The following is a 23,333-nucleotide window of genomic DNA, read 5'->3' on the forward strand; positions in this document are numbered from 1 at the left end:
ACGCAAAGCTATTAAAAGATGAAGACTTCACCTTTTATAAACTTCTAAGAACAAAAAGCATCATATACTCTTTGGCAACTGGCTGACATTGTCATAAAACTTGAAACTTTAGTCCCTGTAGCTTTGCGTCCCTACGTTTCCATAGGTTTGCCTATTCAGTTGTAAGTACATTTAGACATATTATCACAGCAATACATCAATCACATGGTTAATTAGTATGATATAGGACTAGGTAATTTAAATTATTTTTTAATGATTCTTGGCAGCTAATCACGTTGATTAGCTGCCTTCTTGATTTTATTGATCTATCGTTACTCGTTAGTGCAAAGTTTTTTAAACGCAAACCCACTTACAATTAAACACGCTTTTGAAGCTTGACATCACATTCTGACATATTCCCAGTGACGTATTCGATATAATTCACAGAGCCATTAAAGTTCAAATATGCTTCATAACGCATGCGGATGGCGGGTAATGTAATCCAATCCAGAACATTTTCCTTTGGAACCCAACTACATTCGCTCGTTTCATCAGAAGTCGCTAACTCTACACCTACAGCTTTGCACACGAAATCAAACATAACCTTTGTGGGAACATCCGTCACACCGTCATACCACTTATGTATCGCTGTATTCGAAACAACATTAATTAAATGGTTAACCTCCGCGTCAATTCCACTTTCCTCTTTTATTTCACGAATCACACCATCAATCAGATTTTCTCCAACTTCAGTTATACCACCAGGATACACCCAACCATCATCATGGGCTTTTACTAATGGGATATTTCCATTTCCATCTTCTACAATTCCACCTGATGAGACAATATGTGTCGGAAACGTCATTTCACAACCTCCAATTTCAGTAAATTTGTATATTTATTCCACAGACTCCCTGAATTGTCCTCCTTTTGTGAACATACTTGAAAGTGGCTTAAACTCAGCTTAAGCTTATTTCCCGAACAAGATCAATGTATGGAGATCGAAACTTTAGTTTTTGATATTCTAGGGACCTTAGTCGACGAGGATGGCACCATAAATCGTGAGGTATAGGCAAAATGAGCTGAACCTACACGAAATTGCAGTAAGCAAAAAGTCATTTGTATCTAAATCTGAAATTTGATTAAAATCATTAAAATTCAAAAAGGGATCTGAGATAATTTGTTTAATGTCCGAATCTTAATCTCTGGACCATCCTCCACAGTCCGCTCAATTCATTAAGTTCGTGCACGCTGTACGCGCTTAATTCCTGTGCGCAGTGAAAGCCCAAAGCAAAGAATCAGGATGATTCCGGCAACCACATAAGGGTAGTTAACATTGATATCAAACATAAGTCCAGCTACTACCGGCCCGATGATATTGCCAAGGCTGGTAAAAGCGGAGTTAAGTCCAGCCAAATATCCTTGATGTTCTTTTGCGACCATGGACATTTGAGTGCTGATGGCCGGACGCAAAATATCGATGGACAAGAAGACAACAAAGGTGACGGCGAAGATCAGCCAGTATTGGTGTACGAACAACGTCAACAGAACAAATACCCCGGCAAGGATCAAGCAGACTGTAATGACTGTTTTCTCACCATAACGGCTTATAATCCAACCGAAAATGGTTAACTGAATCAACGCGCCCCCAATAGAGCCGAATGTGAAAATGAAGGCAATATCCTTTGGTGTGAAGCCAAACTTATGGTCAACGAACAGACCGTATACCGCTTCATAGTTGGCAAGTCCAAAGGACATGACGAACACAATAATTAAACTGATAAAATAAGGCTCGCGGTATGTAAACCGCAACTGTTGAATTAGACTTCTTTTGGGTTCCAGATTAGGCATTGCTTTGTCGCTATTCCCATTACCCTTTACAAGGGATGAAAGAGATTCCGGCAGGACAATCATAGTAAGGATCGCAGCGATTAGACCAGCAACCCCCGCAGCATAGAACGGAACACGAATGCCGAATTCGGCAATATAGCCCCCGATGCCGGGGCCAATGATGTAGCCTGTCGAGATCGAGGCATTAATGAATCCCATTCCCTTCGCACGATCTTCCTCGGAGGTTACATCCGCCACATAAGCCATAACCGTTGGCATGATGAGTGCTCCACTAACGCCACCCATCATCCGGGATACAAAAAGCAGCAGAGCTGAGTCAGCTAACCCAAATATCACCTCGGCACAGGCGAAAACTAGCATTCCGGCGACAATCATTCGCTTGCGTCCTAAGGAATCGGATAATCGTCCCGCCAGTGGTGAGAAAATCAACTGTGTAAATGCAAAGGAAGCAGTAAGCATCCCAGCAATCGTACCGTTAATATCTAAAATAGTAATATATTGCGGTATCACTGGTATGACCAGACCGATACCAGCAAAAACTAAAAATAGGTTAAACATCAGAAGCAGCAGAGCGCCCCGATTTTTGAATAATAAAGCCATCTAAATTGTCCTCCCTAAATCAAATATTGAATATGTATGCTAAATATGTAACTTCCGCAGACGCTGATCTAACCCATTGTGAAGTGAAGAATAACCAACATATGATACCTATTTTCATTCAAATATACTTTTTAAATATAAATGTTTAAAAAGTATGGAGTTAAATGTAATACACATTTTTTCCGCTGTCAATATATACTTTCTTAAATTTAATGTGTTGATCGGTGAGTGAGCCGATTCCCTCGATCGGACGTATTGGACTGACAGTCTGTAATTATTCAATGTACAGTTCAGGCTGAAAACCCCGGTCTGACCACTCATGACTATATAGACAGCAACCGGTACGTCGTCCCAAATATGAGCAAACAGACGAAAAAAAAAGCCGCTAAAATTAGCGACTTTTAATGTGATAATTTTTATGTCCCTCTGACATCAACTGTCTTTTTGGAACAGCTCCATTTCGAGTTCAATGGTATTCAAAATAGAAATGATTCAACTAAAATATAATTCCGATAATTATAGCGGATAAAACGCTTACAAGTGTTGCGCCATATAACAGCTTCAATCCAAAGCGAGCAACAATATTCCCCTGTTTTTCATTCAGCCCTTTTACTGCACCCACGATAGTACCAATGGACCCAAAGTTAGCAAATGAGATTAGAAAAACGGAAACAATAGCTGTAGTACGGCCACTTAAACCGTCTTGAATCTTAACAAAGTCTAGCATGGCAACAAATTCATTCGCAACCAGCTTCGTTGCCATGATACTCCCCGCATGAACCGCTTCATGCCATGGCACACCGATCATAAAGGCAATTGGTGCAAAGACATACCCTAGAACTCCCTGAAATGATATTCCAAATATGCCACTAAAGACCCCGTTAATTAAAGCAATGATTCCAACAAAACCAACTAACATTACCCCAACTACGATGGCTACTTTAAATCCATCCATAATATATTCGCCCAGCATTTCAAAAAACGTTTGTTTGCCCTCTTCCTTAACTTCAACGATATCTTCTTCTGCTGTAACTTCATACGGATTAATGATGGATGTAATGATAAAGCCGCCAAATAGGTTTAAAATTAATGCAGCTACTACATATTTAGGTTCCAGCATCGTCATATATGAACCAACAATGGACATCGATACCGTCGACATTGCAGATGCACATAATGTATACAAGCGATGTTTTGGCAATAATCCAAGCTGATTTTTCACAGAAATAAATACTTCATTCTGTCCTACAATTGCGGCTGCAACTGCATTATAAGATTCCAATTTTCCCATGCCATTTACTTTACTTAGCACCAGACCAATATACTTGATAATGAACGGCAGTATTTTGTAATGTTGCAGGATTCCTATTAATGCTGACATAAAAACAATTGGCATCAACACAAACAGGAAAAAGGTATGAGCTCCTTCATTGGCAATCCCACCAAAAACAAAGTTCGTTCCTTCGTTGGCATATCCAAGTAATTTCGAAAAACTATCGGCAAACCCTTTAATTAAGAATTCGCCTATACTCGTTTTTAGTATAATTAATCCCAAACCTAACTGAATAACAATCATTATGATGATTGGACGATATTTGATTTTCCGTTTATTATTACTCGCAAGCCAGGCTAGTAATAGAACAATAACCAGACCAACAACAGAAATTAGATAATGCATAATTAACCCTCCAAATTATCGATACTTTTTTTGGAATCCTCATATCGATTTGCATCTTTCCACATTAACCCTTGTTCCAAAATAATCGCCAATAGACTTCCGCAAATTAACCCATTATTCAAAATGGCTATTACAATCGGAGATAAATGGCTCGTAGCGGATGTAGGAATAAACATTAAACCCACACCAACTAAAAGAGAAACTCCGCTAACAACAAATGTTCGTTCTTCATGCAGAACCTTCTTCAATTCCTTCAGCGATAATCCAACCATCTTCACAAAGATAACGAATGTAACGGCATAGCCTATAGGCGCTGGAATACCGGATATTACGTTCATTATTGGCGGAAACAAGGATACAGAGATGACTAAGATGCATCCAATTAAAAACGATTTCCGTTCCCTCATCCCTGTTTGTTCAACATATCCCGCCGCTCCCGAAATAGGCACTGAGCCAATCGCTCCGAAACTGCCACCAATAAAATGGGTAACGCCAGAAGTAAATCCGGCACGCAAATAACGCTTATGATCCAATTTCTTTTGTTTCATAACGGTCTCCATTAACCGAATAGACGCAAGCGCATTGGTTATTAACAATAGTGTTAATAGAAAGGCAGTTGTGACTGTCCCGCTATCAAATCTTGGACTTCCAAAAGGAAATAGTTTTGGCAGTTTAAATAGTGTATCCGCCGGTGAAATCACCGGCATCTTGTCGCATATGATAAACAATAAGCAGCCTATCGATATACTGATTATTACTGAAAATTGGCGCAGCAAAACAAAGCGACTGTTCCCTAACCCAAAGGTAATGCAAATCACAATCACACTCAGCACGAACACTTTAACATCTAACAAGGTGTGGCTGGACGTGATCCCCATCATACCTTTCATAAAAGAACCGCTTAATTGAAAGATCAATAAGAGCAAATATATAAAAGTGACCGTTGGCGTAAATAGACGAGCGATTTTATCCATCAGCTTTAATGCTGAGATTAGGATAAATAAAACCCCACTACAGATCATTCCCCCACTTAAAGCTTGCAGGGCAGCAATATTCGAAGAATACAATACCCCCACTAAACTTGCGTAAATAGTGAAAATGCTCCACCATAACCCTGCTGGACCTTCATGAATAGGGAATTTATGGCCGATGACGCCTTGTAAAAATCCAGCTATTCCTAAAGTAATTAGTGTGCTCTGGATAAGTCCAGAAGCCTCCATGGGTGTTAGGTTATATAAATCTGCGATAGCAATTGGCGCAGCAATTGCACCTGCGATCATAAAAATCATCCACTGCAATCCAGACAGTACTACCTTCATTTCTTTCTCACTCTCTTTTCTTACTACACTACTCTTATCGGTAGATTAGCTCTCAATGGCTGTGTTAAGAGCGATTTCGACCATTTCATAAAATGATTGTTCACTTTCTTGATGAGTTAAGTGCTCCTGTGTTAACAATTGACTACCTACTGTCAAAATAGATAGCGCTTTCACGCCATATTTAGCGGCTAACGTATATAGGGCTGTGCTTTCCATTTCAACTCCTAATACACCAAAATCCATAAACTTGTGAAGTCGATCTAAGCTCTCACGGTAGAATTCATCGGAGTTATAGATGTTGCCGACAAAGACATTTACGTGTTTAGCTTGTGCTTGTTGATACGCTTTCATTAACAATGAGAAATCTGCTGTAGGTGCATAATTACAGCCATGGAAGATCTTATCCGTCATATTACTATCTGAAGACACGGATTGGGCTATTACAATATCGCGGATATTAATTTCTTTCTGCATCGCGCCACATGTACCAATACGAATCAATTTCTTCACTTCATAATCGACAATCAATTCCGTTGCATAGATGCTCATCGATGGATTTCCCATCCCTGTCCCCTGAACTGATACCCGTATCCCCTTGTATAATCCAGTGTACCCATACATGCCTCTTACTTCGTTATAACAATTGGCCTCATCTAAAAAGTGTTCTGCTACAAATTTTGCACGTAAAGGATCTCCTGGAAGCAAAACGATGTCCGCTATTTCTCCTTTTTTCGCGCCTAAATGCCTACTCATATTTCTGCCTCCTACTCTCAATGTTGAACTCAGGCTTACCGAAATCTCTTCCGCTTGCCTTCAAGAAAATCTGTTCGGAAAGTACATTGAGCATAAGATTTTTCAGCATAACAAACTAGACCAAAATCTTACGGAGGATACGGGAAATAATTGATCAAATTATAAAAGTAATTCTTTACGAATATTGTCCAGATCTCTTTTAGACGGGATCGTAGAGATAATAACAACAGGCACGGTCTGCAATGCAACAGGGATATTACTAATGACAAAATCAATCTGATGTTGCTGCATCATTTCGTCGGAGAGCCCTTTCATTATGGAAGTAATGATGATCAGCTGATCCCCAATTTCCTTCTTGATCAAATCCGCTATGTAATGACGAATTGAAAATTCTTCTCCAATCACCAAGAAGGCCCTTTTCCTTTTATAACGTAAATTGGAACGAACAATTAAGGTTAGCTTGGTTAAATGAAAATTATTGTACAAGACGGCTGGATAAGCTTTACTCCACGTTTGCATGCAGGTTTGCAGTTCTTGATAAAGCTGTTGGCATTCCTTTTGAACATAAGCCGTTAAATTACTTTGTGAAATCATCATCCATTCAGGAATTGCATTATCGATTAATAACTTGTCAAAGAATGCGTATATCTCCAATAGAAATCGTTCTTCCATTTCCAAGTTAGGGTATACTTTGGCTAGTAGCCTTAGAAGCAGATTACCCATTTGATATTCTTCTTTGTCCTTATGCAATTCAACTTCTTTCATCGGCGTTATTTCTGATCCTTCATAATAATGATATTGGCTGAGACTGACCAGGGATTGCATAAAGTAAATTTCACTATGGGGAAAATCAATGGTAAGCTTCTCTCCAAGACTCTTGGCGAGGGTCTTCACAGGCATATAAAACATCCCCTTTTCCCAAGGGTAAGCACTTTCGTCGATTTTTACGTATTTCCCTTTAGCGACTCTTTCCACAACAATGGCCAACAAAAAAGATAATCTCCGTTTGGAATTGATAAAATACACAATATTTTTCTCATTCTCTGTATTTGTGATTAACTGATTGATATATGCAAAATCGACATTCGCAAAGGGCCATCCTGTGAACTCATACGCATCACAATATAACTTCCAATAGAAATATCGGATATTCATTTCATTCCCTTTGATCATCGGGGTTGAATATGTAATGCGTAACTTATACGCTTTTAGATCATTATTATTTAATTGCACGATCAGTTTCTTCAACGACGAGGTACTCATAAACATGACTCCGGCAAGCTCCTCCACGGACAGTCGATCCACATTCGTGAACAAAACATTCATCAGTCGATAAAAGATGGTTTGTCTGAACATTGAAGAAATCACTTCACTCATCGTCTCACTTCGCCCATCGCGCCGAAGAACGATTCCCTTTCCTCTAGAAACTTCTATGGTTACCGTAGGGGGTAATTGCTTGCTGATTTCCTCAACCATCTTACGTATGGTTTTATCGGAGATACCTAAACTTTTTTCAACTTCAGCTAAAGTAAACCATCTTTGTTCCGTATCAAGCAGCGTTAATAGTTGATTAGCTAATGTAAATCCTTTATCCATGTTTCCACCCTATTTCAATGTGATTTGAATGTCACCGTGTTTTTGGCTAATGAAACGTCAATTCCCTCATAAGAAAAGAATCGGCTCTTTAATGTATTTAAATACGATCTATGATAAACCAGTGTGAATAAGCTTAAACTATCCAATGCGTTAGTTCAATCCATATACAAGTCGACCCTTTCGGCCACACCATGGATATAATTTTCCTTTTTTATCCATAAAAAAATCCCCTCCGCTAGACAAGATTAAGTCCATCTTAACAGATGTCTTTTTTTTCTTGTCTACGAAAAGGGGATAAAAGCAATTTATATCTATAGATCTTATACTTTAATATTCAATTTGTGTTGTCTTCATAAAGATTAAGATTTCTTTCAAATTGTTCTTCTAAATGCTCTGCGTAACTGACAACTCGTGGGGATTCCAATAACCTACCTACTACACAATATAATCCAATCAAAATACATACAGATATAATGATTTCAACAATGAATGGCATCATTCTTCCATATTCTCTCCTTACCAGGTAACGTCTAAGTCGGCCCACGTTAGATTTGATTATTTGCTTGGTTATCCACTACCATTCGACTTGGTCGAAACGCATGTTTTTGTAGTAATACTCTCTGTCATGATCGGTGATTTCACGAAGGACCCTGCAGGGATTACCCACAGCGATAACATTACTAGGAATATCCTTGGTTACCACGCTTCCTGCACCGATCAACTACCCGCACCAATAGTAACTCCTGGCACAATCACAGCGCAGCTACCGATCCATGCGCCATCCTCGATGACTACCGGTAGGGCGAACATTCCACCTTCTTTGCACTTTTCTGGGTGTACTGGATGACTGGTTACAGCAATCGTGACATTTGGACCAAACATGACATCGTTTCCAATCGTGACTTTATAGTCATCGACAACAGTTAAATTAAAGTTGATATAGACATTGTTGCCTACTGTAGTGTTTGATCCATACGACATCCGAATAGGAGGTTCCATCCAAACATTTTCACCAATACTACCGAAAAGTTGTTCCATCAGAGTCTTACGCATTTCAATATCATCGGGATGTAAGCGATTGATCTCATAACATAGTGCCTTTCCTCGTTGACGCGCCCGAGCCAGATCAGAAGCTTCCTGTGGATAATTCGCATCGTGATCCGTAAACAGTTGTCGGCTTGCCATTCGTTCTGTAATATTCATGCCTTAGTCTCCTCTGAATTTAATCTAATCTATTTATTTTAGTTGACCTTACATTCTTTGACCGTCTATTTCTTAACCTACTGGTGAAAAAGTCCTTGTAATATTATTTAGCCATTTGAATTGGCGATAACGGTAAAATGCCAATGGCAACTTAATGATCTCATCCAAACTAATGACGATATATAATACCAGGGGTGATACGTGCCAGACAAAAGCACAGAGATAACCAAGCGGTAAAATAATACCCCACATTACAATCGAATCACACCAAAAGCCAAATTTAGAGTCACCACCTGCAGTAAATATTCCTGAGATATTAGTGGCATTAATGGATTTAGCAATACAATAAAATGCACTGATATATAACATTCCATCCAAGTAGTTTTGAGAAATGACATTTAGATTTACTACGGAGAAAACAAGCGGTTTTATCAGGATAATTGTACATCCTGCTATTATGCCAAATAGTAAAGCATAAAGATTCATTCTGCTTCCCACCTGTTTTGCTTTGTCGATCTCCCCTTTACCTAGATATTTCCCAACCAATATAGATCCCCCACTAGCAATACCTCCACACAGCACAATGGTTAAATTCTTAACCACGGATGCAACAGAATTCGCTGCAACCATATCAGCACTTACATGTCCAATAATTGCGGCAGTCGCAGTTAGTGCCCCTCCCCAAACAATATAATTGCCTTGCACAGGCATGGTGTATTTCAGGAAATCCTTTAGGAGATTGCGCTGAATTCCATCCCATTTGGGAAAACGAAAACGAATTGATCCTCTCGTCACTGAATATATAACACAGCAGCCCAACTCAATAAACCGAGCTAAAACTGTAGCAAGAGCTACCGCCATGATTGCCATTTCAGGTCTGTCTGGGAAAAGGACAAAGATGCATAACGCATTAAACAAAATGTTTAACATTAAACATAGTGAACTAATCCAAGCGCTTAGTTTTGCATTTTCCATACTTCTAATCACGCTAAGATACATTTGTGAAATGCCCATTGCAAGATAAGAAAACGAATTCATCTTTAGAAATATTGAACCAAATCGAATTAATTCACTATCATTTGTAAAAAAACGCATTAACGTTTCAGGATATAAAAAAGATACTAAAAAAAACAAAATAGAGATACTAAATGAGAACAAGCAGGCAGTGCTGAGAATACGCTGTATGGTTTGTACATCCTTCTTCCCCCAATATTGTGCAGTCAAAACCCCTGCTCCCGTAGCCATTCCCATGTAAAACAATGTTAATGCGAAGGTGATTTGTCCCGCTAGCGATACGGCCGACATTGTAGATTGGCTAATCATTCCCAACATAACTACATCAGCTGAAATAACTGTGGCTGAGATTAGATTTTGTAATGCAATGGGAATGACAAGCGTGATTAATTCCTTATTAAAATCTCGCGTCATAGGAGTAGTTAACTGTATGCGCTTTTTCTTTTTAACGTACATCCACTCCTCTCTGTTGGTATCCATATTATCAAGATAGGATAAATTCATTGTCCTTTCCATAAATATTGGCTATACTTTTGTCAAAATCGTATATTTATTGGAGGCACTTTGTTGGATGAAAAATTTAGAGGTATTTTCTGATTTATCGGAAAGATTGAATTATAATCTACCTGACCTACCCTTGTATGTCCGGAGAGGAAGCTTGAATGAATTTGATAATTTTGCAGCTGCCGCTCATTGGCATTCGGATGTTGAGTTCATTTACATTCTGGAAGGCTCCATGGAGTATTCTGTTAACGGACAGACCATTAAATTAGAGCAAGGAAATGGGATTTTTGTGAATAGCCATCGTTTGCATTTTGGTTTTTCTCACAGTCATTGTAATTGTTCATTTATCGTTATAGTGATCCATTCCTCTCTTATCGGGGAAGGTTCGTTCATACGAGCTTACTGGGAAGAGAAGTTTGGGCCAAACATGGATGATTTTGTATTACTAGCAGAACAGATCTCCTGGCAGCACGAGATATTGTTATCCATTCAAGCGATCTATGCTGAAATGCATAATAGCTTTGCTCCAAATCCGTTCCGCTTAACTTCTCAGGCTTTATCTTTATGTGCTGGTATTGGAGATCACTTGCAACCGAAGGTGGGAGATAGCCACGATGTGCAATTATGGACAAATATTCAGCAAATGACTCGATTCATTCATCAAAACTACGAGCAAAAAATAACTCTTGAAGACATTGCGTCCTCAGGAGCCGTTTGTCGAAGCCGCTGCTGTACTTTATTTAATAAATACGTGGGTCAAACTCCCAACAACTATCTAACTCGATACCGCCTTCATAAAAGTTGTGAGATGTTGAGGGAAACTAAAAGATCTGTGAGTGAAATCGCACTTGCCTGCGGCTTTCAAAGTGTGAGCTACTTCTCATCCCTTTTTCGCAAGCACATAGGATTAGTTCCGCTAGCATATCGAAAAAGCGACAAAAATGGCTTAAGTAAAACGGAGAATTAAACCTATAAATTACTTACAGTGGACCTTTTAACAACACGATTTAAAGTTCAGTTCTGTCCCGCCAAGCAAACCAGTATCTAAAAAAAGATTTTCCAGTGTTAGCGATCTTCCCTCGCGTGGGAAAAGAACTTGTAGCAATAAAACAAAAAAGCCGCTGAATTAGCGACCATCTTTATCTTTTTTTCATTTTCATCGTATCTGTTCTCGGGTTAACGCGACCCTCCTTAGATTCCTTTCATGGGCGTTGCCTTTGGAGTTCTTGGTGTTCTCCCTCTTATGAGCCAGATACTTCTTCCGTTTTTAACTCACTCTTTGCGATATCGATGAAGGCAGCCATTGATGGAGAAATCCATTTCTCACGATGCCAGAGCATCTGTGCGGAAAAGGATACATCCGATAAATCCCATGGTAAAGCAACTAGTCTCCCCTCTCTTAATTCTTCCTTTAAAGCCATCTCAGGTAACAGGGCGATTCCAAGACCAGCCACAGCGCATTGTTTAATTGCTTCTACACTATGAAACTCCAGTTCTGTCAATGCATCGGCTCCTTTTTTCAATAAGGACTGGTTAAAAGGAGTGCGATAAGAACAGTTTTTTTCAGTCAACAAAAAATGCTGTTTGTGAAAGTCATCAATGTTCAATGAGGAGTGCGTTGCTAACATATGATCTGGAGAAACCACCATTTTAAAATACTCATCTTTCAAAAATTCTGAATGAAGATCTTTGGCTGCAACGAATTCATCCAATACAAATATCACATCTGTAAGTCCTTCTCTTAGGCTGTTTCTAAGCTCTTGTCCGGACAAGGGACGAAACAAAAGACGAACGTCTGGGTAGTTCTCCCGGAAGCGTTTGAACAAAGCAGGAAGAAAGTATGCACAAAGAACTTCGTCTGCCCCGATAGTAACCGTTCCTGTCGTTTCCCCGTGCTGACTTGATACACACTTGGCCTCTTCTACATCGTTCAGGATTTTAGTAGCATAAGGCAAGAATTGTTGGCCGGCATCCGTTAACATGACATTTTTGCCTAGTCGATCCAGCAATTTTACGCCCAACTCTTCTTCCAAGGATTTGATCTGCATGGTTATGGTAGATGGTACATAGCTCAATAGTTCAGCAGTCCGACTAAAGCTGCGTGTAGAAGCCAGAGTCCAAAAGGTTTTTAGTTGACGTATTTCCATAATCGAACACCTTCTTTGTTCAAAAAAATTGAATGTTACCTTCAAAAACGTTTCGTTGAATTGATGATAAGCGTATTGTAGAGTGAAAATCAAGTTATTACTAATTTGGTTATGAAGGAGCATCCATCAATGAAAGATTATGAAACGTATCCCCTTGGAGATCTATTGCTTCAATCTGGTCAGCAACTCCCTCAAGCATTTATTGCTTATAAGACCTACGGTACCTTAAATGCCGCAAAAAACAATGTTATTGTGTATCCGACTTGGTTTGCTGGTCTTCACACCGATAATGAATGGTTAATTGGAGAGAACAAGGCACTAGATCCTAATCGATATTTTATCATTGTGCCCAATATGTTGGGTAACGGATTATCGTCCTCTCCCAGTAATACTCCCGCTCCTTTTGATAAATCCAATTTCCCTCTCATCTCTATGTATGACAATGTACGTGCTCAACATCAACTCATGACTGAAAAATTCGGTATCAGCAAAATCAAGCTAGTTGTGGGTTGGTCTCTAGGAGCAATGCAAGTTTTTCAATGGGGAACAAGTTATCCTGAAATGGTCGAACGTATTGCACCATTTGGCGGAACGGCGAAAACGAGGCCGCTAGCACAACTGGTATTCCAGAGTATGATCGCAGCACTACAAGCGGATTCAAAATGGGAAAGAGGACTTTACAAGCAACCACCTGTTGACGGTCTCGCAGCGATGGGGAGAGTTTATGCCCCTTGGGGATTTTCAAATTCATACTATTTGGAGAGATTGTATCAATCCGAGGGATACAGCTCATTGAAACATTATGCAGAAGAATACTGGGACCAAGTATTTTTGTCCTTTGATGCGAATGACTTGATTGCCATGTTACGTACAGGAATAAGTGGAGACATTAGCGATAATCCCGTCGACCAGTACAACTTCGAACAGGCATTACGTAAAATCTCCTCTCCTGCACTCGTTATGCCGGGATCAAGTGATTTGTTTTTCACTCCAGAGGATAGTAGGTATGACGTTCAACATATGTCGAATGCTGTTTTTCAACCCATAGAATCCAATTGGGGACACTGCTTTGGAATCGGTGCAAACGAAGCGGATTCACTCGTTATAGATAGTCATCTAAAGCGATTTTTGGAATTAGGCTAATTAAATAGGGACTTTCAGTGGGACTAAAACCTTTTAATCAGCCATCATTTCATAGGGAAGTGTCTTCTTTATATAGTCTCATTGATTTTGATCAACAATTTCTTTAATACTTGCTTCTCTTCGTCGGTAAGGACTTGAATGATTTCTTCCTCCACCTTTTGGAAAGAGTCTTGAAAATCTTCAATCAGTTCAATCGCTTTTGGCAATACGTATATGTTTTTTTGCCGTTCATTATTGGCCGGGATTTTACGCTCGATTAACCCTTTTTGCTCTAGAGCTTGAAGCATACTTGTAATGCTGGCCCGACTTAGATGAAACCGATCTGCAAGATCCATTTGAATAATATGACTATTTTGGTTTTCGTAAATATAATCGATTACTTTTCCTTGTTGAGCGTTTAAGCCCAGCTCTTTTATACTCTCGTCCGCTCTTTTCTTTAACTTAAGACCGATAATCTGAAATAAATCCAGATAAGGTGTTTCCTTTCGGGATTTCATAATCTTCCCTCCTGTAATTGTTAGGAATCTAATTGTAAGTAAATAAACTATACAGCTATCCTATTGACTTGTCAAAAAAAACATTAGCTCATTGACAGTTAGTAGACTAACAGTTATGATTCGAATTGTTCGATAAACAAACACTTGGGAGGAATTCAAATGGAGAAGGTAACTCAAAATGCTGCGTTAGAACAAGTTACAGTGATTACAAATGTACGTATCTTTGATGGGGAGCAAATCATTGCGCCTAGACATGTTGTCATTAAAGGGAAGTCTATTGTTTCAGTCGGTGGAGACCTTCCGGCGGATGCAACAATTATCGATGGAGAAAATGCGACTCTAATGCCTGGTCTGATTGATGCACATGTCCACACTTCCATCGGCGGATTACGAGATGCGCTAAAATTCGGCGTTACCACTGAACTCGAAATGAACGGTGATTTTACTAAACGAGGGCGCGAAATTCAGTTGAAAAATGTGAATGACATCGCAGATGTCCGTTCTGCTGGCACAGCAATCACCGCTCCGGGTGGCCATCCGGATGAATTATTGCCGGATGGAGATGAAATACCTGAATTCGTATTAAAGGAACTAGAGAAGTTATCGGAGGCAGATCGGGAAGCAATGTTAGCCGCATACGCTCACGATCACGATGAAATTCCGCAAGTGACAACCGTCGAAGAAGCGATTAAACATGTGCATACCCAAGTCGAGAATGGGGCCGACTATATTAAGATCATGATTGAAGAAGGTACGGTCATGGGTGCACCTGGACTGCCTGTATTAAGTGACGAGATTCTAAAAACAGCCGTGACAGAAGCCCACAAGTCCGGTAAGCTGGTCATCGCCCACGTCTTGACGGCTCTTTCATCGCAACAAGCCATCGATTTTGGAGTCGACGGTTTGGGCCACTTGTTTATCGACAGACCCGAGTACACCTCCGAGTTAGTGAAATCCATAGCAGCTTCAGGCGCTTTTGTTACACCGTGCTTGGTGTTGAATTCGTCGATTATCGGTAATCCGGCATCCGAATTGGCCAATGATCCGCGTGTTCATTCCAAATTAAATTCTGATTGGATTGATATTTTGAACTCAAGCTTCAATACGTTCCCACAAGGCAATATGGAGAACAGCTTTAAACATTTGATGGACCTTCACCGAGCCGGAGTTGATATTCTGGTAGGGACGGATGTCGCGCCGGTTCCCGTTCCAAACCTCGGTGGCCTTGCTCATGGGGCAAGTGTCCACCACGAAATGCAACTGCTGGTGAAGGCTGGGTTCACTCCGATGGAAGCTCTTCAGTCAGCCACTTCGAAACCGGCTCGTTGCTTTGGTCTCCATGATCGCGGCCGTATTACTGAAGGTGCGCGCGCAGATCTTATTCTCGTGGACGGTGATCCAACAACTAATATTTCGGATACCTTGTCGATCAAATCCGTGTGGTTTAATGGTTCGCAGCAACTAGGTTAATCCCATTCGATCTGCCCGTATATTGGAAAACTCCGTGCTTTGGCACGGAGTTTTAAGCATTTTCCTCTTTGAAAACCGTATCCTTGCCCTGAAATGCGTATTCACTCTAGGGCTCTTCAGGATCTACAGTTATAGGTAAAAGGATACGGGTTACCGTCCTATTCACATCCATTTCACTTGTCTGGATACGGATCAATCATGCGAATCGTGCCATCCGGATTGTACGTTAACTCAGCAAACTTTACGCAGCGCTTGTAATCGACGCCGCCAGAAAGGGAACAATCGTGATAGAACAAATACCACTTTTCCCGAAATTGTACAATCGAATGATGCGTTGTCCAGCCCATGACTGGCGGCAAAATGGTACCTTGGAATGTAAACGGACCCATCGGATTGTCGCCAATGGCGTACACCAGCTTGTGCGTTGTTCCTGTGGAGTAGGACAAATAATATTTCCCGTTATATTTGTGCATCCAAGGGCCTTCAAAATATCTGCGATCCTCATCCCCAGCGGTCAGCAGCTTTCCATCCTGATCCACGATGGATAACTCCAGCGGCTCCGACACCATCGAGAGCATATCTTCACTCAGCTTTACAACTTTTGGGCCGATCGCCGGAGCATCTGGAGCAGGGCCTTCCGCATGTTCCACGTAGCTTCCTGTCTGCCATTTCTCCAACTGTCCCCCCCACAACCCGCCAAAGAACATATAAGCCTGCTCATCATCGTCTACAAACACAGCGGGGTCAATGCTGAAGCTGCCCTGAATATATTGCTCCTCCGGTTTGAACGGCCCTGTCGGTGAAGACGATGTAGCCACGCCGATGCGGAAAATGCCATCATGGTCCCGAGCCGGGAAAAACAAATAATAGGTGCCTTTTCTGTATGCGGCATCCGGAGCCCACATTTGACTGGACGCCCAAGGGACATCCTTCACATGCAGAGCTTCGCCATGGTCCGTCACGGCTGAATTCATGTCCGCCATAGAGAGTACATGATAATCCTCCATCTTGTACTGATCTCCATTGTCATTCACCGGACCGTCGTGATCCAGATCATGGGAAGGATAAATATAAATACGATCCTCGAATACATGCGCTGACGGATCAGCAGTAAATATATGGGTAACTATAGGTTGATGCGGTTTAGGTAATTCAGACATACAAATGGCTCCTTCCAATAGATATGTACTCCCAAGTATCTCTTCGAGATGCTGTGGGTTAAACGAATCGATATTGATCCGTTTCATGTCACTTGGGTACAATGATTCGCGCAACACGCTGATACGCTTCCTTTGGACGATGCAACTCATCGAACAGGAATGGCCAGTTTTTCCGCCCTCGAACAGGGAAATTGTCAAGCCAGGTGTAGTCGTCGGCAGCCCCCCAGAATGTCACAGCGCTAATATGCTCCTTATATTCGTGGAGCAGGCGGAAGATGGATTCGTATTGCTCGGCTTGCAATTCCAGCATCTCTTGCGATGGCTGAACGAGATCTGTACGTCTGTCTTCAAAGCGAAATACCGATACATCCAGTTCGGTGAGCTGAAGCTGCAGTCCAAGCTGCGCATACCGCTCAATTGCTGCGCGCATATCATCCAAGGACGGATCATACAGATTCCAGTGCGCCTGCAGACCAACGCCATGAATTGGCACGCCTTGATCGAGTAATGAACGGACCAGCCGATAGATGCGTTCCCGCTTATGTGGATCAGATTCGTTATAATCGTTGTAGAACAACAACGCTTGCGGATCTGCTTCATGCGCGAATTCAAACGCTTTGGCAATAAAATCCTCTCCGGCGATATCCAGCCATTTGGATGGGCGCAGGAATGCATTTGCATCATCCGCTTCATCGGAAATAACCTCGTTTACAACGTCCCAAGCATAGATAACGTCCTTATATCTGCCAACAACGGTCTCAATGTGCGCCTTCAATCGCTCCAGCAATACATCGCGCTCCACCAGTTCGCCAGTTTCATTCTCGAACAGCCAATCCGGAGTCTGGTTGTGCCAGACCAGCGTGTGACCTCGCAGCGCCATGCCCTGCTCTCTGGCAAAGGAAGCGATGACATCCGCATCCTCAAACGTATACCGTTCCTGCTGCGGATGCACACTGGAGAATTTCATTTCATTTTCTGCCGTCAGACTGTTGAAGTGATAGGCGAGCAATGAACGCTGGCTGTCAATCGTCTTCGGACTCACTGCTGCTCCAATGTGGAACGCATCCTTGTACAATTCCTTCAGTGAAGCCTCTTCTCGAAACGAACCCATAATTTCCCTCCTCTAAATTTCCTTCTTCGCATTGATTTATTAGCAACTGAATCAGACCGAGTACTCGAACCAATCAAAATGGGCAGGTGTGCTGCTTGCCTTACCATTGCCGGTAGCATATAGTCCAACCACCGCTCCAGTAAAGCACATTTTGTGCACAAAGTCCTCCGGTGATATGGCACGTGCCGAGCCTGAACCCAAGGCTGTCCAGTTCTGTCCGTCCTCGGAACAAGTCAACCTATATTCCTTATCTGTCGATTCGATTCGGAGCGACAGCCGCTCCGTTACAGTCTCGCTCTCGTGAACCAAGTTCGACTCTCCACGCACCGTCAAGCGAGCAAAGAGAATGTTTCGTCCGTTCAACCGTCTTATGCCAATCTCATAGTGTGCATCCTCATCCCGGCGAACACACAATCCCGCTTCTTCTCCATCGGCAACTGGCATGAAAGTCAGGCAGGTCGTAAAGCTGGCATGAATATGCTGCTGCCTGCGGCCAACAAACGTGATCTGACCCACGTCTTCAAGACTTCCATCTTGCCCATACAACGTCAGGTAACCTGGTTTTTCTGTAAGCGAGCATGCTCCTTCTGTAGGGTTGCGCACAAACATCCATTGCGACCCGAGTTCTCCGTCGAATTCGTCCCGGCCGACAACGATGGCAGTATGGCTCCCGGGCAAAGAAGGTAATGTCATTGGCAATCGCTGGACCTTCATGTCCAGACTCACTATTCCTTCATTGTTGTCAATGTGGGGCCACCCCTCGTTCCAAACGACCGGGGCGAGGAGGGTTTCACGTCCAAGCACACTATATCCTTCCTCTGTCAAACGCACGCCAAGGAAAACGGCCCACCAGTCTCCGTGGTGATCCTCCACCAGATCGGCATGACCCAAATACTGGATCGGATGGTCCAGATGGCGATGGGTCAGGATCGGCTCAGGATAGCGTTCAAACGGACCATAAGGTCGATCGCTTCGGCCGATGATCTCACGATGATCCTTGGCCGTCCCACCAGAAGCAGACATCATGTAATACAATCCATTGATTTTGTACAGATGTGGCCCTTCGGTCCATGGCCCTCCATCTCCGTGCCAGACAACTTGTGGTTCAGAGAGAGCCTCACCTGTAGCGATGTCGATCTCATACTGGATGGCATGAGAATCGTAATCGGCACCTTGTTGTGCGGTCACGTACACTTTGCCATCGTCGTCAAAAAACAGCGATGGGTCAATTCCACCGTATGGAATACGAATTGGATCAGACCAGGGGCCAGCAGGGTCGGTTGCCGTCACGTAGAAATTGCCGATGCCTCTCACATCTGTCGTAATCATGTAAAATGTACCTTCATGGTAACGCAGTGCCGGAGCATAAATGCCGTCTGAGCTTTTCCGTCCGGTCAAATCAAGCTGGCTGACCCGATCCAACACATTGCCGATTTGCTCCCAGTGAATGAGATCCCGGCTCCGAAACATCGGCACTCCGGGAAAATACTCAAATGAACTGCAAATGAGGTAAAAAAATTCTTCAGCCTTCACAATGCTGGGGTCCGGATAGAATCCAGGAAGGATCGGGTTGGAATAACAGATCGTATTAGCTTGAAGCTGCTTCATCTATTCCTTCACACTCCCTACATTTAGTCCAACGACAAAGTATTTTTGCATAAACGGATACACCAGCAAGATCGGAACAGAAGCGACAATTGTAACTGCAGCACGAATGGAAATTGGAGTTACCTGTGTTGAATGCTCCACCCCCACGCCGTTGGCAACGGAAGGATTACTGTTGGCATTCATACTGGAAGACAACAGCTTCATCAGTTCGTATTGCAGTGTGCTGAGCTCCTGACGTGATGACGTGTACAGAAAAGCATCGAACCAGGAATTCCACGCGCCGACTGCGACAAAGAGCGCAATGGTCGCCAGCACAGGCTTGCACAGTGGAAAAATAATTCTCCAGAAAATTCTGAAATCTCCTGCTCCGTCAATTTTGGCAGATTCAATCAAGCTTTCGGGGATCGTGTATATATAAGTACGAATGACGATCAGGTTAAACGCACTAATCAGCGATGGTAAAACATATACCCAGAATGAATTGATTAAGTGCAGGTCCTTCATCAGGAAGTATCCCGGAATAAGCCCTGCGTTGAAATACATGGTGAGTACAAAAATAGTCGTAATCAGCTTGCGGAAAATATAATCGCGCCGACTCAGCGTATAAGCGAGCATGGTGGTCAAGAAAATGTTCAGAACGGTGGATAGTACTGTACGTGCAACGGAAATCAAAAATGCGTTATAAATTGTGCCTGATGCAAATACGGCTTTGTAATTCTGCATGGTGAAATCGCGGGGCCACAAATATAAGCCTCCTCGAATGGTGTCATTCCCTGCATTAAACGAAACCACAATTGTGTTCAAAAATGGATACAACGTCACAATCACCAGCAGAACCATGAAGATGGTGTTAAAGGTGTTGAACAGAAACGGTTCCATGCCTCTGCCACCTGGGCGGCGTACGGAAAGCGCCGCTGTATTTCCTAAACCAGACAATGGTGTTTTTTTCGTCATTATAACAGCCTCTCTTCCCCAAGCCGCTTGGCGGTCCAATTCGCTACAAGTAACATCGTAATGCTGACCACGGTCTTGAATATTCCGCCTGCAGTTGCGAGCGAATAGTTGCCCTGTGCAATCCCGTATTTGAGCACAAAGATATCAATCGTTTCCGACCAGTCCACAACGAGTCCGTTGCCCAGCAAATACTGAACCTCAAAGCCGGCTTCCAGAATATGTCCAATCGACATAATCAGCAGGATGACAATGGTAGGCTTGATTCCTGGCAAGGTGACATTCCACATTTTTTGATATCGATTGGCTCCATCAATATCGGCTGCTTCATACTGTGCCGGGTCAATAGAGGCCATGGCCGCCAAATAAATAATGGTGCTCCATCCGACTTCTTTCCAAATATGAGAACTTGCAACAACGCCCCAGAAATATTTCCCTTCCGTCAGCCACAAGATCGGCTCGTTGATTAAGTGCAGTTTCATGAGGATATCGTTGACAATGCCGTCAGAAGCAAGCGATGTCGCTACGATGCCGGTAACGATAATCCATGATAAGAAGTGAGGAAGATAAGAGATGGTTTGTACCGTCCGCTTCCACATGATCTTCTTGATTTCATTGAGTAACAATGCCAAAACAATAGCGGTAACGAAACCCAAAATCATGTTGATGATACTCATGGCAAGCGTATTACGAAGCACGCGCAAGAAATTGTCATCCGTGAACAAAAATTGAAAATGCTTGAACCCTACCCACGTTTGCTGCGAGAAACTTCTGGCTGGTTTGTAATCCTGAAAAGCCATCGTCCAGCCCCAGACAGGCACATAAGCAAAGATAATAATGTACGCAAGCAGAGGAACAGACATCCATATGAGCTGTCTCTGTGCTTTGATATTTTGCCAAGTAATCCGCCTAATTTTCGGTTTTTTCTTCGGTCGGAGCGGCTTGGTACCCACTACAATTTCCTCCATAATATCAGGCTCCTATCCATCTTTATATTGAAAGGAATAACGTCCAGCGATATGTTCTTTAAAAAAATCAGGAAGGAAGGTAGCCCTCCTTCCTGACAGCATTTTCTTATTTCACTGACCAGTTATCGATTCTCCACTGCAATACTTCATTGATGCGGCCTTCGAAAGCCTTGATATCCAGCTTTTGAATTTCGGAAACGTATTCGCTCCATACACTGCTGAATTCGGATGTGTTAGCCAAAATCGCTTTCGGTAAATATTTGGTTGATAATTCGTTCAGCTTCGTATTGGCAATTTTGGCTGGAGATCCCTCAACCAGATCGACGGACCAAGCCGGGTAAGTAACCGGATTCTCTGGTGGAGCACTGAAGAAATCCACATAGCTGTTGAAACCGTAGGCGTCCAAAACTTCCTTATCAAACGGTCTCAAGCTGGCTTGATATTCTTCCGGCTGATTGCTTGCTGAAGTAGCGTTGCCATCGCTAAAGTAACCTTCCATCTTCGGTGCGGTTCCATAGAAAGCATCTGCTTTATTGGCCAGTTTCCAGGCCGCATCTGCGGCATTGTCGCGCTGCTCTTGGGTTTTCATGAAACGGCCTTCGTCATTCACGTAATAGTCTTCATCCTGAATGCCCCAAGTGAGTGTCTTTTGCCAATCTTCTTCCATAAGCTTGTCGAGCGCTTTAATAATTTTCACAGGGTCCTTGGCACTTACAGTAATGCCGTAACCATTGTTCAGGTTGAGCGCCGCGCGGTCGCGATAGTAGTCCTTCGTGCTGCTGTCGTATACCAGCGGGAAGCCGACGTACGTGCGTTCAATTTTGTCCTGAGTTATGAGCGAATCTTCCGCGCTGAGAAAATTCCAGTGTTGGTCGAACATGCCGAGTACTGCCCCACTGGACAATTTGGCCATATATTGGTCGTAGTTTTGTGCAAAAGCCTCCTTGTCGAGCAAGCCTTGGCCGTTAATTTCATTAAGTTTCTCATAGTAGGTTTTGGCATAATCTTTGTCTGCAAAGATCTCTGCTTTGCCGTCGTTTACAACGACTCCCCCGTCATTCGGATGACCAATCAAATGCTGTGGCGGGTTCAACAACCCCCAGTTTTTCCAGTCATAGTTCAATACTTCAAAGCCAATGGTCGGCTTGCCGTCGATCGTGGGATACTTCTCCTTGTATTTGGCGATCAAGTCAAAGTACTCGTCCAATGTTTTTGGCGTAGGATAACCAAACTCTTTCAACACGGCTTTCTGAATCCAGAAGGCAGGTCCGCTGTAGTAGGTGTCCGACACCTCACCGTTGTATGCACCATAGTTGGGCAAGTAATAGATATGTCCATCGTTAGGGTCCTTCATCTGGTTCCAGTACTTCTCATAATGCTTCTTCAGATTAGGCGCATGCTCCTCGATCAGGTCTTCCAACGGAATGACCGAACCGGCTGCTGTCAGTTTGGTGTCCGCAGAGATCAGATCCGGATAATCTCCTCCGGCAATCATAACGCCAAGCTTTTGGTTTTTGTCGCCAGCCAAAAATTCAAATTTGAATGTAACGCCAAGCTCATCCTTGATTTTTTTGTAGATTTTGTTGTCAGCGGTTGGCTGTTGTCCGGCCTCGTTCAGGAATACCGAGATTTCTAACGGATTGTCAGCCCCCACCTCACTACCTTTACTACTCTCTTCTCCACTGCCTGAATTGCCGCCTGAGCAACCTGCTAGCACAACACTCAACGACAATAACAGTGTTGCCCCCATACGGAAGAATGATTTTTTACTGTCCCCCATA

Annotated in this window: 19 protein-coding genes and 1 riboswitch; of the genes, 3 read left to right on the plus strand and 16 right to left on the minus strand. The window is 42.6% G+C overall.

Annotated elements, in window-relative coordinates:
- Positions 1–70 precede the first annotated feature (70 nt).
- Positions 71–162: riboswitch (cyclic di-GMP riboswitch) on the minus strand.
- A gap of 193 nt (positions 163–355) precedes the next feature.
- The 8 genes from BUA17_RS07615 to BUA17_RS07650 all read right to left on the minus strand — a co-directional run bounded on the left by BUA17_RS07615 (position 356) and on the right by BUA17_RS07650 (position 10,497).
- On the minus strand, positions 356–844 hold the full coding sequence (locus BUA17_RS07615; RefSeq protein ID WP_072733127.1) for an NUDIX hydrolase: 489 nt from the start codon (positions 842–844) through the stop codon (positions 356–358).
- A gap of 371 nt (positions 845–1,215) precedes the next feature.
- Entirely contained in the window at positions 1,216–2,430 is a 1,215-nt protein-coding gene (locus tag BUA17_RS07620) for an MFS transporter (RefSeq protein WP_072733128.1), read from the minus strand.
- A 496-nt stretch (positions 2,431–2,926) separates the two neighbouring features.
- Complete coding sequence (locus BUA17_RS07625; protein ID WP_063563670.1) at positions 2,927–4,108, minus strand: NupC/NupG family nucleoside CNT transporter; 1,182 nt, start codon at positions 4,106–4,108, stop codon at positions 2,927–2,929.
- 2 nt (positions 4,109–4,110) lie between these two features.
- Positions 4,111–5,427, minus strand: a complete 1,317-nt coding sequence (locus BUA17_RS07630; RefSeq protein WP_063563669.1) for a purine/pyrimidine permease — start codon at positions 5,425–5,427, stop codon at positions 4,111–4,113.
- Between the two features lie 45 nt (positions 5,428–5,472).
- Positions 5,473–6,180 (minus strand): purine-nucleoside phosphorylase, encoded by a 708-nt coding sequence (gene deoD / locus BUA17_RS07635; RefSeq protein WP_063563668.1) that lies wholly within the window; start codon positions 6,178–6,180, stop codon positions 5,473–5,475.
- Between the two features lie 159 nt (positions 6,181–6,339).
- Positions 6,340–7,776, minus strand: a complete 1,437-nt coding sequence (locus BUA17_RS07640; protein WP_072733129.1) for an AcpB/EbpR/MafR family transcriptional regulator — start codon at positions 7,774–7,776, stop codon at positions 6,340–6,342.
- Positions 7,777–8,493: 717 nt separating this feature from the next.
- Positions 8,494–8,979, minus strand: coding sequence for a sugar O-acetyltransferase (locus BUA17_RS07645; RefSeq protein ID WP_280174350.1), 486 nt, complete (start codon positions 8,977–8,979; stop codon positions 8,494–8,496).
- 72 nt (positions 8,980–9,051) lie between these two features.
- The gene (locus BUA17_RS07650) at positions 9,052–10,497 is read right to left on the minus strand and encodes an MATE family efflux transporter (RefSeq protein WP_244552093.1); all 1,446 of its coding nucleotides are present in this window, start codon (positions 10,495–10,497) and stop codon (positions 9,052–9,054) included.
- A 67-nt stretch (positions 10,498–10,564) separates the two neighbouring features.
- On the opposite strand from BUA17_RS07650, the gene BUA17_RS07655 reads away from it, so the two are divergent.
- Positions 10,565–11,464: an AraC family transcriptional regulator gene (locus BUA17_RS07655; protein WP_072733130.1), complete on the plus strand. Its 900-nt coding sequence runs from the start codon at positions 10,565–10,567 to the stop codon at positions 11,462–11,464.
- A 274-nt stretch (positions 11,465–11,738) separates the two neighbouring features.
- Here the strand turns inward: BUA17_RS07655 and BUA17_RS07660 are convergent, their stop codons facing one another.
- A complete protein-coding gene (locus BUA17_RS07660; protein ID WP_072733131.1) occupies positions 11,739–12,644 on the minus strand; it encodes a LysR family transcriptional regulator in 906 nt (301 codons plus the stop codon).
- A 129-nt stretch (positions 12,645–12,773) separates the two neighbouring features.
- On the opposite strand from BUA17_RS07660, the gene BUA17_RS07665 reads away from it, so the two are divergent.
- On the plus strand, positions 12,774–13,787 hold the full coding sequence (locus BUA17_RS07665) for an alpha/beta fold hydrolase (protein WP_072733132.1): 1,014 nt from the start codon (positions 12,774–12,776) through the stop codon (positions 13,785–13,787).
- A 68-nt stretch (positions 13,788–13,855) separates the two neighbouring features.
- On the opposite strand, the gene BUA17_RS07670 is transcribed toward BUA17_RS07665, so the two are convergent.
- The gene (locus BUA17_RS07670; protein ID WP_063563662.1) at positions 13,856–14,284 is read right to left on the minus strand and encodes a MarR family winged helix-turn-helix transcriptional regulator; all 429 of its coding nucleotides are present in this window, start codon (positions 14,282–14,284) and stop codon (positions 13,856–13,858) included.
- 159 nt (positions 14,285–14,443) lie between these two features.
- On the opposite strand from BUA17_RS07670, the gene BUA17_RS07675 reads away from it, so the two are divergent.
- Positions 14,444–15,754, plus strand: a complete 1,311-nt coding sequence (locus tag BUA17_RS07675; RefSeq protein ID WP_072733133.1) for an amidohydrolase family protein — start codon at positions 14,444–14,446, stop codon at positions 15,752–15,754.
- A gap of 173 nt (positions 15,755–15,927) precedes the next feature.
- On the opposite strand, the gene BUA17_RS07680 is transcribed toward BUA17_RS07675, so the two are convergent.
- The 6 genes from BUA17_RS07680 to BUA17_RS07705 all read right to left on the minus strand — a co-directional run bounded on the left by BUA17_RS07680 (position 15,928) and on the right by BUA17_RS07705 (position 23,332).
- Positions 15,928–16,914, minus strand: a complete 987-nt coding sequence (locus BUA17_RS07680) for a glycoside hydrolase family 43 protein (protein ID WP_063563660.1) — start codon at positions 16,912–16,914, stop codon at positions 15,928–15,930.
- A gap of 88 nt (positions 16,915–17,002) precedes the next feature.
- Positions 17,003–18,025: an endo-1,4-beta-xylanase gene (locus BUA17_RS07685; RefSeq protein ID WP_072733134.1), complete on the minus strand. Its 1,023-nt coding sequence runs from the start codon at positions 18,023–18,025 to the stop codon at positions 17,003–17,005.
- Positions 18,026–18,076: 51 nt separating this feature from the next.
- On the minus strand, positions 18,077–19,633 hold the full coding sequence (locus BUA17_RS07690; protein ID WP_072733135.1) for a glycoside hydrolase family 43 protein: 1,557 nt from the start codon (positions 19,631–19,633) through the stop codon (positions 18,077–18,079).
- On the minus strand, positions 19,634–20,587 hold the full coding sequence (locus tag BUA17_RS07695) for a carbohydrate ABC transporter permease (RefSeq protein WP_063563657.1): 954 nt from the start codon (positions 20,585–20,587) through the stop codon (positions 19,634–19,636).
- Positions 20,587–21,552: an ABC transporter permease gene (locus tag BUA17_RS07700; RefSeq protein ID WP_063563656.1), complete on the minus strand. Its 966-nt coding sequence runs from the start codon at positions 21,550–21,552 to the stop codon at positions 20,587–20,589. Before BUA17_RS07700 ends, BUA17_RS07695 begins: the two co-directional genes overlap by 1 nt.
- A gap of 106 nt (positions 21,553–21,658) precedes the next feature.
- Positions 21,659–23,332: a type 2 periplasmic-binding domain-containing protein gene (locus BUA17_RS07705; RefSeq protein WP_063563655.1), complete on the minus strand. Its 1,674-nt coding sequence runs from the start codon at positions 23,330–23,332 to the stop codon at positions 21,659–21,661.
- Between the last annotated feature and the right edge of the window lies 1 nt (position 23,333).

Source organism: Paenibacillus sp. ov031 (assembly GCF_900143165.1).
Classification (GTDB): Bacteria; Bacillota; Bacilli; order Paenibacillales; family Paenibacillaceae; genus Paenibacillus; species Paenibacillus marchantiae.